Below are 12,020 nucleotides of genomic sequence, written 5' to 3'. Positions count from 1 at the left end.
TCATTCGTGACAAGGCGCGGGGCCTGACAACCACACAGCGGGAGCCCCACCGCCATGGCCACCTCCAGAGCCAAACACGCACAAGTCGCCGACAGGCGCGCCCGGCTCGTCAAGCTGCGCCTCGCCGGCGTGAAGTTCGACGACCCCCGGATCCTCGCCCTCGGCTACGCCAGCCGCCAAGCCGCGTCCAAGGACATGATCCGCGCCCTCGAGGAACACCGCGAAGAGGAAGCCGCCGCCGTCTCCGCCTACCGGCAGCAGGAGAACGAACGCCTCGACACCCTCCTCGAAGCCGTATGGGAGAAGGCCACCAAGCCCAGCCCCGTCTTCAACAAGGAACGCGAAGTCGTCGCCGAGGAGATCGACGTACGTGCCGTGGAGACCGTCCTCAAGCTCATGGACCGCCGCGCCAAGCTCAACGGCCTGGACTCCCCAGTCCGAACCGAAGTCTCCGGCCCCGACGGCGGAGCTCTCCCGCTGGGCGCCGGGTCCGTAGCCGAGCTCAGCCAACTCATCGGAATCGCAGGACAGCCCGACGGCACGAACGATGCCGAAGACGAGGAGGACGAGGGTGGCGACAGCCCCGAGTGACCTGCTCGAGGACGCGCTGCTCCAGCACTACCGCACCCTGTCCGTGGCGGAACGCCGCCGCATCGCGCAGCAGGCCAGCCCCGGCGTCCGGATCCGCCTGGCCTGGGTGGAGCGGCAGATGGCCATGGACCGCTCCCCAGGCGCACTCGCCGCGGTCCTCACCGAAGGCCGGGAGAAGCAGGCCCCGCACCTCGACCTGATCGACGGGGTGTTCCAGCGCATCGCCGCCGGTGAGCGCATGCAGGTCATGCTGACGATGCCTCCGAGACACGGGAAATCGCAGAGGGCCTCTCGGTGGGGTCCGCTCTGGTACCTGCGCCGCAACCCCACCGCACGCGTCATGCTCGCCTCCTACGGTGCGGACCTCGCCGACGACCACGGCCGCTGGGTCCGCGACCAGCTCCGCGAGCACGGCGACACCATCGGCGTCCGCCTCGACCCCGCCTCCCACGCCGCGAACCGGTTTGACCTCGAGACGCCCCGCGGGTCATCCGTACGCGGCGGCATGGTCACCGCCGGCGTCGGAGGTTCGTTGACCGGCAAAGGATTCTCGCTCGGAGTCATAGATGATCCATTTAAGGGCTCCGATGACGCCAACAGCCCGGCGCAGCGCGAGCGCGTCTGGAACTGGTACCGGTCCGTCTTCTACACCCGCCGCGCCCCCGGCGCCTCCATAGTGTTGATCAACACCCGCTGGCACGAAGACGACCTGTCCGGCCGGATCCTCGCGACCGAGCCCGAGAACTGGACCCTCATCGACCTCCCCGCTCTCGCCCTCTCCGCCGACGACCCCCTTGGACGCGCTCCCGGCGAAGCCCTGTGGCCCGAGCAGTACGACGCCGACGAACTCACCCGAACCCACAAAGCCGTCGGCGAACGCGTCTGGTGGGCCCTCTACCAGCAGCAGCCCCGCCCCCTCGAAGGCGGCGTCTGGCACTGGGACTGGATCACCAAGAACCGCATCTCGCCGGTCGCGTTCCGCGGTGTCGACCTCGCCCGCGTTGTCGTCGCCCTCGACCCCGCGGGAGGAGACACCCCCGGCCACGACGAGTCCGGCATCGTCGCCGCCGGCCGCGACACCGACGGCCACCTCTACGTCCTCGCCGACCGCACCGGCAAGCACTCCGCCGAAGCCCGCGGCCGCGAAACCTGCCTCCTCGCCCTCGAACTCGGAGCGGACGCGATCGTCGTGGAGACCAACTACGGCGGCGACATGGCCCGCCAGAACGTCATCCAGGCCTGGGCGGAGCTCCAGCGGCAGGGCGAGACGAAGGGCTGGCCCATGCCCCGCGTCATCGACGTCACCGCGAAGAAGGGCAAGCGGCTGCGCGCCGAGCCGATCGCCCAGCTGTACGAGACCGGACAGGTCCACCACTGCGCCGACTTCCACCAGCTCGAGACACAGATGGTCACCTGGATCCCCGGCATGGACTCCCCGGACCGCATGGACGCCGCCGTGCATGCGCTCACTGAACTGGCGGATCCGACAGCAGCGGCCGTGAAGACCGAAAGCTACGCCGACAACCGGCTCCGAGGACGACGGTGAACCAGGCGGCAGGCCCGAGAACGCCCCTGGACGCCCGCCTGACGGTTCGGGCACCCGGGGAAGCGGACCACACCAAGCCAGTGACCACATAGATAACCAATAAGTGGTCACCAACTTGCGAGAACCGATAACGCAATCACGATCCGTGAATTAGGTTGGAGAGCGCGCCACCTTAGGGCACTGACAAGTGCGCTGAAGTGGCGAAGGAAAAGGAAGAGAGACCGGGGACGCACCTAGCGGTACGCCCCCGGCGGGTTGGACCCCGTTCAGGATCCGTTGCCGTGCCTGAGCGCCTCGAGGACCAGTCGAGCCGCGTTCATCAGGAACGAGCCAGCAGCAAGAAGGATCCCGACCGGGGTCTTCCGCTGCTTCTGCGGCGGTTTCTGCTCATCTTCCACAGTGGTGCGTCTCCTCCGTTTGATTCCACGTGCGGAACGGGGACACCAGTGCGGTGACGGAACGTCAACCACCTCCTCGCACCCTATTCGCCACCGTTTCGCCATGGGGGCCGTTTACAAACACAGATCGCGTACGCCAGCATTCGCCACCCCCTTCGTGTGAACTTCCTCCTTCGCCACCCCGTTTCGCTGGACACCAGGCGGAGGGAAGCCCCACGCCGGTTGCCCGTACGCTGATGGGTATGGCGCGGGGCCTGTAGCGGAGGATGCTTCGTGGGCCTCAAGAGCGTGGTCATCGACGCCTGGTCATGGCTGAACTTCAAGCCCCTGTTCAGCGACCCGACGCTCGGCATGCCGAACCGGCGGGCCTTCCCGGAGGCGCACGCCTCGTGGGTGCCGGCCGCCGACGAGCGGCGCCTGGCCGCGTACAAGCTCCTCGCCGCCTACGACAACAACCAGGCCGGCGAGCTCGCCGAGATCCGCGACGGGGCCGCCGCCCGGGAGCGGCGCGAGTTCGGCGACCCGTCCATGTTCGTCGACACGCTCGTCTCCCACGTCCTCGGCCGCGAGCAGCACATTGTCGTCCCCGGCGCCGAGCAGGCCGACGCGGACGGCCAGAGCGACGCGGCGGTCGCCGAGCGGGTGCAGACTCTGTTGCGGGAGTGGGCCGAAGAGGAACTCCTCCCGATGCGGATGCTCCAGACCGAGCGGAAGGCCGTCAGCTTGGGGGACGGCGTGTACCTCGCCTACTGGGACCCGTCGAAGCGGCGCGTACGGATCAAGACGTATGACCCCGGCTTCTACTTCCCCGTCCTGGGCGAAGACGACGACGGGGCCGACTTTCCCGAGCGCGTGCACATCGCGTGGGAGCTCCCCGAGGACAAGAAGCGCGGCCTGAAGCCCCGGCTGCGGCGGATCACGTACGAGCTGGGGGAGATCCGAACAGCCACCGCATCAGGCGTGGACAGAGAAGGGCGTGCCGTGCGGGCGCCGCTGCTCGCCGAACCCGCGGAGGAGGGCGGCGAGCCGTTCCCGGTCCTCGGGCAGGGCGACGACGTCGACGACACGGGCCGGATCTCCCGCCAGTACCCGTGGAACGACGAACCCTCCTACCTGACCTGCTATCTGACGGACGCGACGTGGGAGATCGGCGACCTGCAAGCCGGCGCCGACGTCGACGACCTGCCGATGAACAAGGCCATCTACGCGACCAACGGCTCCGGCGAGGTCCTCGACCACCTCGATCTCCTCATCGACTTCGTTCCGGTCGTCCACCAGCCGAACACGGTCCCGCCGGCGGAGGAGCACTGGGGCCAGTCGTCCCTCGCCAAGGTCCTGCAAGTCTTCGACGAGCTCGCGGGCACGGACACCGACTCCTCGAAGGCTTCCGCCACGACCGGCTCCCCGGTCATCTTCATGTCCGGGAAGTCCACGGCCCCCGACACGGTGGCTGTCGGCCCGGGCACCGTCCTCACCGGCGGAGAAGGCGGCCGCATGGACGTCCTCAACACCGCCCCGCAGCTCGCCGAGCTCCGCAACCACCGGGCCGACCTGGCCGACCAGGCCGCGAACGTCGCCCGGCTCCCCGCCGTTTCACTGGGCACCATGGACCCCTCCAAGGTGCCGTCCGGGTACGCCCTCGAACTGTCCCTCGGGCCGCTGGACTCCCTCATCTCGAGCATGCGGCTCGCCCGCGCGCACAAGGACATGCTGCTGCTGCGGTTCGTGCAGCGCCTGTTCCTCGCCGGGCAGCACCCCGACTGGGCCGGTGTCCGGCCGCTGCCCGCGAAACTGGTGCGTGGCCCGTACACCCCCACCGACAAGGCTGCCGTCCTCGAGCAGGTCACCAACGGCGTCGGCAAGGTGTTCTCCCTCGAGACCGCGGTGCGGATGCTCACCGAGGCCGGGTTCCCCATCGAGGACGCCGAGCGGGAGATCGAGCAGATCGAGTCCCGCCAGTTCGAGCAGGCCCGCTTCCTCGCCGACGCGCTCGGCAACCCGGACGAGGTCGCCGCGTTCCTCGGCAGGCAGGCCCCGGACGAGCCCGTGGCCCCCGCCGTGCAACTGCCGCCCATCGACGACGACGAAGACGACGACGACGACGAGGAAGAGGCACCGCCGGGAACCGGGGGGAACACGTGACGCGTTCTGTGCTCCAATCGATCTCAGGCGCGGGGCCTGGAACCTCTTTGGGAGGAAGCGTCTCCATGCGTCGCCCCGCGCAGCACCGCTACGGCCCCACCGCCAACTCGTGGGCCCACCCGTACACGGGTGTGGCCGGCTTCGCCGTCTTCTACAACGACGGCGGCAACCCGCCCGCCCCCGCCCTCGGTGAGCCCAAGCCCGTGGAGCCGCCGAAGCCCGGCCCGCCGCCGGTCGCCAAGGAGTTCACGCAGGAAGACCTCGAGCGGGTCGCCGCACGCGAGAAGGCCCAGGGCAAGCGGTCAGCGTTGAAGGAGTTCGCGGAGGAGCACGGGTTCAGCAGCCCCGAGGACGCGGCCACGTTCATCGCCGCCGCCCGCCAGGCTCAGCAGGAGGCCCTCAGCGAACAGGAGCGGCAGGCTCAGCAACTGGCCGCCGACCGGGCCAAGCTGGAGCAGGAACGCAGCCAGATAGAGGCCACCCGGCGCACGCTCAAGCGGGAGCAGGCCCTCGCACGGCTGGGAGCACTCGACACCGATGATGCCCCCAACCTCCAGGACGCCCTCGCGATGTTGGACCGCGACCTTCGCGACCAGCCCGACGCGGACGACGAATCCCTGACCAAGGCCGCGGCCGCACTCAAGGCCCGCCGGCCGGAGCTGTTCGGCACCAAGACCCCGGACGCCACGCCGCCCGCGGTGCTGCCGCCCGCGCCCGGCGGCGCGCCCGCCGGAGGCGGCACACCCCGCGTCCCGGCCACCAAGGACGACGTGAAGGCCCGCGCTCTTGAGCGCGCCCGCAAGATGGGCTTCGCGACGAAGCCCGACGCCGCATAGCGGCCACACAGACCGAGGGACCACGCCCTCCCCGCACCACCCCCGTGGACGACACCACCCGCACAGGCCCGGTGTCCGCACTCACCTCGTGCCATCCCACATCCACGGGAGGAGATCCGGCGTGGACATCCAGCCGATCACCACGGAGGAGACCACCAGCGCCAACCGCACATGGCTGCGGTCGCTGCACGGCTCCGACATGAACAAGACCGTCACCCTCGACCTGGCGACCTTCACCGTCGACGACCACTACACGGCCGCCGCCAACGGGATCCCGAACAGGCTGTTCTCCGGCCTGCCGCTCGGGAAGATCACCGCATCGGGGCTGTACGGCCTGTACGACTCCGCCGCCGTCGACGGCCGGGCGACCCTCGCCGGCCTCCTCGACACCGAGACCGCGTTCAACACCGGCAGCACCAAGGTCGGCGCCGCGCTCCGCGTCCACGGCGACGTCGACAAGGCGAAGCTCCCCATCGCGCTCACCGTCCCCGCGGCCGCGAACCGCACCGACTCCATCCTGTTCTCCTGAAAGGGGCTGACTAACCATGCTTGAGGCCCTGCTCAGGGACATCACCCCCACGGACATCATCGCCTTCGCGCGCGCCGTGCAGACCCCCGCCGACTACGCCCTGACTCTGTCGGTCATGCCGGAGCGGCAGATCAACGGCGTCAAGTTCAAGACCCGCCGCACCAGCCGGCGCGTGAACGCCGCCAAGTACCGTGCCTACGACGCGCAGACCCCGGTCGCGTCCCGCGAGGTCAAGCGGATCGAGACCGAGGGCATGCTGCCCCCGCTCGGTCAGAAGTTCCTCGTCGGAGAGCTCGAGACGATCCTGCTGGCCGCACGGCGCGGACAGGACGGCTCCGAGCTGGTGGAGTCCCTCTACGAGGACACCGCCGCGCACACCCAGTCCATCCGCTCCCGCCTGGAGCTCGCCGTCGGCGACCTCCTCACCGACGGCAAGTTCACCCTCGCCGGGGAGAACGGCCTGACGGTGGAGTACGACGCCGGCGTCCCGTCGGCGAACATGCCCACCGCCGCCACCCCGTGGACCACCACCACGGCGGACGCTCTCGCGGACGAGATGGCGTGGATCGAGGTCCTGCGCGCGTCCGGTGCGCCGCTCCCCGCCCGTGTCCTCACGTCGTACAAGGCGCGCGCCCTGCTCGCCTCCAACGACTCCTACCGGCGTGCGTTCTACGGCCAGCCCGCGGCATCCACGCCGACGGGTGTCCTCGCCCCCAACGAGGTCGACGCCGTCCGCGCCCGCTACAACCTGCCGCCGATCGAGGTGTACGACGTCCAGATCCCCAAGGACGACGGCACCATGGCCCGCCCGATCCCCGAGGACCGGTGGCTGATGCTGCCCCCGAACCCGGCCCAGTGGGGCGAGACGCAGTACGGCATCACCGCCGAGTCGATCGCCCTGACCACCGGCTCCAACCCGGCGATCGAGCTGGAGGAGGCGCCCGGCATCATCGTCACCCACGGCTTCTCCGACGACCCGGTCCAGGTGTGGACCAAGGGGTCCGCCGTCGCGATGCCGGTGCTGTACGTGCCGGACATCCACATCACGGCCAAGGTGTTCTGATGGGCGCCCGGCTGGCCGCAACGGTCTACGTGACAGAGCCCGGAACGAACCAGACGGTGCGCCTCGACGCAGGAAGCGAGCCCCCTGCGGAGCTGGCCGCCCTGGTGACGAACCCGTCGGCGTGGGAGGGCGGCAAGCTGCCGTCCGCCCCGGCCGACTCGAAGTCCTCCAAGACCCCCGCCAAGGACAGCGGCGACGGGAACGACGGGGACGACAGCGCGGACACGAAGCCCGCGCGCAAGACGGCCGCCCGTAAGACGGCGGCCAGCTAGCCCGGTCTCGGGGCCGGATGTGGCCGCCGGCGAGGGCAGCGGCGGCCACAACGGCGGAGTGCGACCCCCACGTCTGGTGGGGGCGCCAGCAGGGTTCGCACTCCGCCACACCGCTTCCCCTGCACACCTCTTCAGCCACGGGAGACCTCATGGACGCCGACGTCACAGCGTGGCTGCTCGCCGAACTCGGCACCACCACCGACCTCACCGACCTCACGGCCCGATACACCCGGCTCGGCGGCGCCCGCGCCGTCGCCCTCGAAGTCCTCCGCGAACGCCTCGCCACCCTCCGCGCCCAGCCCGCCACCGTCAACGTCTCCAGTGTCGTCTCCGTGTCCAACGTGGAGAACATCAAGGCCTACGAGCGGCAGATCGCCCGCCTCGAGAACGGGCAGCCCCCGGCCCCCGACGACCACACCGACGACACCGACTACGGCGGCTTCGACGTCATCACCCTCACCGCCAGGCCCCGCCGATGAGCACCCCCACGCGGCGCCGCACGCTGCGCTCGAGACTCCTGGGCATCATCACCGGCGCCACCGACCGGCTGGTGGCAGCGTGGCGGATCCTCACCCGCGCCCAGACCGTGCTCCTCACCGCGCTGGCCCGCATCCGGCCCGGCCGCGGCGCCACCCGCACCATTCGCGCCGCCACCGCCGCGTTCCAGCAGAAGATCGCCGAGTTCGACCGTGCCGTTGCCGCTTTCGCCGAACGATGGGCCGGACAGGACCTCCCCATCGCCTACCGCGAAGGCGCGTTGAGCGTCCTCGACCACCTCGACCGGCCACACCGCTCCTGGTCCTGGACCCGCCGCCATCAGGGCGCCATCACCGGCCTGACCGCCCAGTACTACGCCGACCTGATGGGCCGCCTCCGCGAAGCCGTCCGCCGCGCCCAAGCCTTCCTGCGCGCCGCCACTGATGCCGCCCGCGACCGCGCCGGCCGGTTCACCGTCCCCGCCTTCGACCGGGCCCAGCTCGAGCAGGACCACCCGCTCGACACCGTCATCTACGCCAACGACTCCCGGCACCCCGTCGAAGCGTGGGCCCGCGCCGCCCTGTCCTGGCAGACCGTGACCACCGCCAACACGGCGGCCGCCCGCACCAGCCTGGACGACCTCGGCATCGAGTGGATGGAGGTCCGCGACGGCGCCGGTTGCGGCTGGGAGACACACGACGACCCCGACCTGGCGAACGGGACCCTCCGCACCGTGCAGGACGCCCTCGCCCACCCCACAGCCCACCCGCACTGTGTTCGCCAGTTCCTTCCCCGGCCGGACATCATCACCCGGCCCGACTACGCGTTCGGAGGCCCGTTCTGATGACCACGCCCCCCAGCCTCGGCGACGCCCCCCGCCACGTGCGCATCGCCAGCGACGGCACCCGCCCCGCCCTCCACATCGACGACACCGAGTTCACGAACCTCGTGCACGGCTACAGCCTTCAGCAGCAGGCCGGGCAGTCGCCGCTCCTCGTCCTCCACGTCAACCTGCACCGGCAGGCCATGGAGTTCGACGGGATGGCGCACGTCGTCGTCGGCGACCAGCCCGACCCCGCTCAGGCGGTCGCCGACTTCGTCCGCAGCCTCGACCCGAAGACGCTCGAGCAGGCTGCGCTGAACCGTGACGCCATGGACGACGGACGCTACGGGCTCACCCGCGCGATGCTCGCCCAGATCGCCGACTGGGCACTCGGAAACGGTGGCCGCTGATGGCCGGCCTCGATGACGCCATCGCCGGAGCGGTCGCCTTCATCCGCACCAGCGTCCTCGTCGACACGGTCCGCGTCACCCACCCCGGCAGCACCGGCGCACCGGTCCTCAACGAGGACACCGGCCAGCTCGAGTACCCGACCACCGTCGGCGAAGTCCTCTACGAAGGGCCCGGGGCGATGCTGCCCGTCAGCGGCCCGCCAATGACCGTCATCGCCGACGCGAACCTTGGATGGGACAGGGCCACCCGCTCCGCGTACATGCTCCTCACCCCGCTCGAGGCGCCGATCCCCTACAAGGATTGCGTCGTCACCGTCGTCGCCGTGCACAACCCGACCAACACCGCGCTGCTCGGCAGGGCGTGGCAGTGCTCCGACCCCGGTCGCGCCGGCACGGTCGAAGCCGTCCGCAAGACACCCTGCGACCAGCTCGGAGGTGCAGCAGCGTGACCCCTGATGAGCTCGCCGACCGGCTCGAGCAGGCGGCCGACAAGATCGGTCCTGCGGTGCAGCGGCGGATGCGGCACGTCGCCACTCTCGGCATCGCCACCATCCGACGGAACGCGTCCGGCCGGCCAGGGCCGCGGGCCATCACCGGCGCGTACCGGGCCTCGTGGCGGGACGTGCACCAGGCCCTGCCGTACGGAGCGCAGTGCACGATCGGCACCGATGCCCCCCAGGGCCGTCGGCTCGAGTTCGGCTTCTGGGACATGACCGACTCTATCGGCCGGCACTTCTTCCAGCCGCCGTATCCGCACGTTCAGCCCGCCCTTCCTCTGATCGGGACGATCCTGCGCAACCAGATGGGCGAGGCGATCGACGAGGTGCTCTCATGATCCGGCGCCGCCCGGTCACCAACGCTGTCGCCACGCTGCTCGCCACGGTGTCCGGTCTGCCGGTCGGCCGCGGTAAGGCACCCGTCGGGGACCCGGACCCGCCGTACTACCTGCTGTACGCCATGCCGCTCGAGGTGTCCGGCGCGCCGCTGGCGGACGAGAACGAGGACGCCTCGATCGTCTACCAGGTCACCTCCGTGTCGGGGCCGGACCCGGCCGTCGCGGACTCGGCCGGTGAACTGGATCAGACGGAGTGGATGGCCGACAAGGCCCGCGAGGCGTTCCTCGCCCGCGACCCGGCGACCGGCCTGTGGCTGCATCAACTCGCCATCCCCGGCGTCAAGGTGATGACCCGGTCGCTGGACACCGAGCCAGGGGGAACGAATGATCCGGCCGATGCCATCATCACGTATGTGCAGCGCTTCAGGCTCGGCCTGACGCCCGCCTGACCCACTGGTCGGGCAGAAGGACCGCACCGCGGCGGGACCCCACGCGGACGCCACCCCACTGGTGGCCGCCATCGCCGTACCGCATTCAAGGGGTCCCCACCATGGGCAGGTTTTCCCGCAAGGGCACAACGAAGATTCTCTTCTCGCCGACGATCGCCGCGGCCACGTACATCCCCACCCGCACCGAGATCACCGACGCCGAATCGCTGACCAAGCAGATCTCGTCGGTAGAGGGCTTCAGCCTCGAAAACCAGGAGATCGAGACCCCTGACCTCGAGAGCACGTTCACGTCGAAGATCCCGGGTGACGACCAGGCCGCCGACTCCACCCTGACGTTCTACGAGGACGACACCGTCTCCACCCTGGAGGAGCTGCTCGCGAAGGGCACCACGGGGTTCATCATCATCCTCCGCAAGGGCGACGTCCCCGCCTCCAAGAGCATGGACATCTACCCGGTGCGTGTCGCCTCGCAGTCCGCCGCGATCACCGTGGACAACGAGCCCGCCCGATGGATGGTCAAGTTCTCGATCACGGACACGCCGGTGATCGGCGCCGCCGTCCCGGCCGCCGTCTGATCCCACCCCCGAAGCTCCTGGTCGGGCCCGACGTGTTCGGGAAGGGGCGCTGAGGCGCCCGGCCAGGTCCCCCCTTCCCTACCGGAGGACCCTGATGCCGAAAACCACCACAACGAAGGCGCAGCCGCCTGCCGAGGCGGTGGCCCGCGACGCGCACTGGACCGCGACGAGGGAGCGTCTCGCTGCCCGCGCCCGGCCCACGGCGAAAATGACGATCTGCGACGACCACACCGTCAAGGAGAACCTGGCGCGCGCCCAGTACGCCGCCCGCGCCGCGCAGGCCAAAGTCGACGACCAGGACACGCCAGAGAACCAGGCCGCCGCCGACACGGCGAGCAAGGCTCTCGAGGCGGCACAGGCCGCATTCGACGAGACAGTGATCGTCCTGCGCTTCCAGGCCCTCGAACGGCCGCTCCTCGAGCGGCTGAAGAAGGAACACCCGCCGACCGAGGAGCAGGCCGAAGACGGGTTCGTCTTCAACGTCGAAACCCTCGCCCCCGCCCTGATCGCCGCCGCGTCCCTGGACGGCATCACCGAGGACGACGCCCGCACCTACCTCAACACCTGGTCCGAAGCCGAAGCGGTCACCCTGTGGAACACCGCCTACGGCGTACAGGGCGACGCGTCGCGCCTGGACGTGGGAAAAGGCTGATCGCCGATGAGCGCTTCCGTACCGAGCTCGAACTGTGCGACCGATGGGGCATCCCCCACTCCCTCTTCCTCGGCGCCGGCGACGGCGTCTGGACGGCCCGCGACCGGCACAAGGCCATCGCCTACCGCGACTACCAGCGCAGCGTGTGCCCCCAGTGCGGCACCCGCCACGACGACTGGGACCACGGCGGCGACGGCGAAGAGGACCTGTACGTCGCCTCGGTACAGAAGTGCGTCGGCTGCGAAGTCATCGCCGACAAGCAGCAGGAACTCGAACGCCAAGGCACCGGACTGAACGGCATGAAGATCGCCCTGGTGCCCGCCGATGTGCAGGCGGCGCTCGAGGCGGAACGCGAACAGGCACGGGCCCGGCGCGGACGGCGCGCCTGGGACGACGAGGACGAGTAGAGGAGGGCGAGCGGC

Annotated in this window: 17 protein-coding genes; 16 read left to right on the top strand and 1 reads right to left on the bottom strand. The window is 70.1% G+C overall.

Features of this window, described 5'->3' with window-relative positions; translation table 11 throughout:
- The first annotated feature begins 54 nt into the window (after nucleotides 1-54).
- Complete coding sequence (locus ACWGH4_RS00385; protein ID WP_453454018.1) at nucleotides 55-591, top strand: hypothetical protein; 537 nt, start codon at nucleotides 55-57, stop codon at nucleotides 589-591.
- Complete coding sequence (locus ACWGH4_RS00380) at nucleotides 572-2,137, top strand: terminase large subunit domain-containing protein (protein WP_453454016.1); 1,566 nt, start codon at nucleotides 572-574, stop codon at nucleotides 2,135-2,137. The genes ACWGH4_RS00385 and ACWGH4_RS00380 overlap by 20 nt, the downstream gene beginning before the upstream one ends.
- Nucleotides 2,138-2,403: 266 nt before the next feature.
- Here the strand turns inward: ACWGH4_RS00380 and ACWGH4_RS00375 are convergent, their stop codons facing one another.
- Entirely contained in the window at nucleotides 2,404-2,535 is a 132-nt protein-coding gene (locus ACWGH4_RS00375; protein ID WP_453454014.1) for a hypothetical protein, read from the bottom strand.
- 273 nt (nucleotides 2,536-2,808) lie between these two features.
- On the opposite strand from ACWGH4_RS00375, the gene ACWGH4_RS00370 reads away from it, so the two are divergent.
- The 14 genes from ACWGH4_RS00370 (at nucleotide 2,809) to ACWGH4_RS00305 (ending at nucleotide 12,005) form a co-directional block, all read left to right on the top strand.
- Nucleotides 2,809-4,677: a hypothetical protein gene (locus ACWGH4_RS00370; RefSeq protein ID WP_453454012.1), complete on the top strand. Its 1,869-nt coding sequence runs from the start codon at nucleotides 2,809-2,811 to the stop codon at nucleotides 4,675-4,677.
- A 65-nt stretch (nucleotides 4,678-4,742) separates the two neighbouring features.
- Nucleotides 4,743-5,513 carry a hypothetical protein gene (locus ACWGH4_RS00365; RefSeq protein WP_453454010.1) on the top strand — a complete coding sequence of 257 codons (771 nt, stop codon included), beginning with the start codon at nucleotides 4,743-4,745 and terminating at the stop codon, nucleotides 5,511-5,513.
- A 121-nt stretch (nucleotides 5,514-5,634) separates the two neighbouring features.
- Complete coding sequence (locus ACWGH4_RS00360; RefSeq protein WP_453454008.1) at nucleotides 5,635-6,042, top strand: head decoration protein; 408 nt, start codon at nucleotides 5,635-5,637, stop codon at nucleotides 6,040-6,042.
- Between the two features lie 16 nt (nucleotides 6,043-6,058).
- The gene (locus tag ACWGH4_RS00355; protein WP_453454006.1) at nucleotides 6,059-7,105 is read left to right on the top strand and encodes a major capsid protein; all 1,047 of its coding nucleotides are present in this window, start codon (nucleotides 6,059-6,061) and stop codon (nucleotides 7,103-7,105) included.
- A complete protein-coding gene (locus ACWGH4_RS00350) occupies nucleotides 7,105-7,377 on the top strand; it encodes a hypothetical protein (RefSeq protein ID WP_453454004.1) in 273 nt (90 codons plus the stop codon). Before ACWGH4_RS00355 ends, ACWGH4_RS00350 begins: the two co-directional genes overlap by 1 nt.
- A 149-nt stretch (nucleotides 7,378-7,526) precedes the next feature.
- Nucleotides 7,527-7,856, top strand: a complete 330-nt coding sequence (locus ACWGH4_RS00345) for a hypothetical protein (protein ID WP_453454002.1) — start codon at nucleotides 7,527-7,529, stop codon at nucleotides 7,854-7,856.
- Nucleotides 7,853-8,698 carry a hypothetical protein gene (locus tag ACWGH4_RS00340; RefSeq protein ID WP_453454001.1) on the top strand — a complete coding sequence of 282 codons (846 nt, stop codon included), beginning with the start codon at nucleotides 7,853-7,855 and terminating at the stop codon, nucleotides 8,696-8,698. The genes ACWGH4_RS00345 and ACWGH4_RS00340 overlap by 4 nt, the downstream gene beginning before the upstream one ends.
- Nucleotides 8,698-9,087, top strand: coding sequence for a hypothetical protein (locus tag ACWGH4_RS00335; protein WP_453454000.1), 390 nt, complete (start codon nucleotides 8,698-8,700; stop codon nucleotides 9,085-9,087). The genes ACWGH4_RS00340 and ACWGH4_RS00335 overlap by 1 nt, the downstream gene beginning before the upstream one ends.
- Nucleotides 9,087-9,536, top strand: a complete 450-nt coding sequence (locus ACWGH4_RS00330; RefSeq protein WP_453453998.1) for a DUF6093 family protein — start codon at nucleotides 9,087-9,089, stop codon at nucleotides 9,534-9,536. Before ACWGH4_RS00335 ends, ACWGH4_RS00330 begins: the two co-directional genes overlap by 1 nt.
- The gene (locus ACWGH4_RS00325; RefSeq protein WP_453453996.1) at nucleotides 9,533-9,922 is read left to right on the top strand and encodes a hypothetical protein; all 390 of its coding nucleotides are present in this window, start codon (nucleotides 9,533-9,535) and stop codon (nucleotides 9,920-9,922) included. Before ACWGH4_RS00330 ends, ACWGH4_RS00325 begins: the two co-directional genes overlap by 4 nt.
- Nucleotides 9,919-10,371, top strand: coding sequence for a hypothetical protein (locus ACWGH4_RS00320; protein WP_453453994.1), 453 nt, complete (start codon nucleotides 9,919-9,921; stop codon nucleotides 10,369-10,371). Before ACWGH4_RS00325 ends, ACWGH4_RS00320 begins: the two co-directional genes overlap by 4 nt.
- 101 nt (nucleotides 10,372-10,472) lie before the next feature.
- Complete coding sequence (locus ACWGH4_RS00315; RefSeq protein ID WP_453453993.1) at nucleotides 10,473-10,946, top strand: phage tail tube protein; 474 nt, start codon at nucleotides 10,473-10,475, stop codon at nucleotides 10,944-10,946.
- Between the two features lie 94 nt (nucleotides 10,947-11,040).
- Entirely contained in the window at nucleotides 11,041-11,598 is a 558-nt protein-coding gene (locus ACWGH4_RS00310; RefSeq protein WP_453453991.1) for a hypothetical protein, read from the top strand.
- Complete coding sequence (locus ACWGH4_RS00305; RefSeq protein ID WP_453453990.1) at nucleotides 11,538-12,005, top strand: hypothetical protein; 468 nt, start codon at nucleotides 11,538-11,540, stop codon at nucleotides 12,003-12,005. The genes ACWGH4_RS00310 and ACWGH4_RS00305 overlap by 61 nt, the downstream gene beginning before the upstream one ends.
- The last annotated feature ends 15 nt before the right edge of the window (nucleotides 12,006-12,020 follow it).

The organism is Streptomyces sp. NPDC054847, assembly GCF_053610925.1.
The sequence above is the reverse complement of the archived record's forward strand: the minus strand, read 5'-3'. Positions and strand labels throughout refer to the sequence as shown.

What these genes read in the sequence shown, in the direction of transcription:
- ACWGH4_RS00365 (WP_453454010.1), top strand. Translation starts at nt 4,743, where the DNA reads ATGCGTCGCCCCGCGCAGCACCGCTACGGCCCCACCGCCAACTCGTGG.
- ACWGH4_RS00320 (WP_453453994.1), top strand. Translation starts at nt 9,919, where the DNA reads ATGATCCGGCGCCGCCCGGTCACCAACGCTGTCGCCACGCTGCTCGCC.
- ACWGH4_RS00345 (WP_453454002.1), top strand. Translation starts at nt 7,527, where the DNA reads ATGGACGCCGACGTCACAGCGTGGCTGCTCGCCGAACTCGGCACCACC.
- ACWGH4_RS00355 (WP_453454006.1), top strand. Translation starts at nt 6,059, where the DNA reads ATGCTTGAGGCCCTGCTCAGGGACATCACCCCCACGGACATCATCGCC.
- ACWGH4_RS00330 (WP_453453998.1), top strand. Translation starts at nt 9,087, where the DNA reads ATGGCCGGCCTCGATGACGCCATCGCCGGAGCGGTCGCCTTCATCCGC.
- ACWGH4_RS00385 (WP_453454018.1), top strand. Translation starts at nt 55, where the DNA reads ATGGCCACCTCCAGAGCCAAACACGCACAAGTCGCCGACAGGCGCGCC.
- ACWGH4_RS00340 (WP_453454001.1), top strand. Translation starts at nt 7,853, where the DNA reads ATGAGCACCCCCACGCGGCGCCGCACGCTGCGCTCGAGACTCCTGGGC.
- ACWGH4_RS00350 (WP_453454004.1), top strand. Translation starts at nt 7,105, where the DNA reads ATGGGCGCCCGGCTGGCCGCAACGGTCTACGTGACAGAGCCCGGAACG.
- ACWGH4_RS00335 (WP_453454000.1), top strand. Translation starts at nt 8,698, where the DNA reads ATGACCACGCCCCCCAGCCTCGGCGACGCCCCCCGCCACGTGCGCATC.
- ACWGH4_RS00310 (WP_453453991.1), top strand. Translation starts at nt 11,041, where the DNA reads ATGCCGAAAACCACCACAACGAAGGCGCAGCCGCCTGCCGAGGCGGTG.
- ACWGH4_RS00315 (WP_453453993.1), top strand. Translation starts at nt 10,473, where the DNA reads ATGGGCAGGTTTTCCCGCAAGGGCACAACGAAGATTCTCTTCTCGCCG.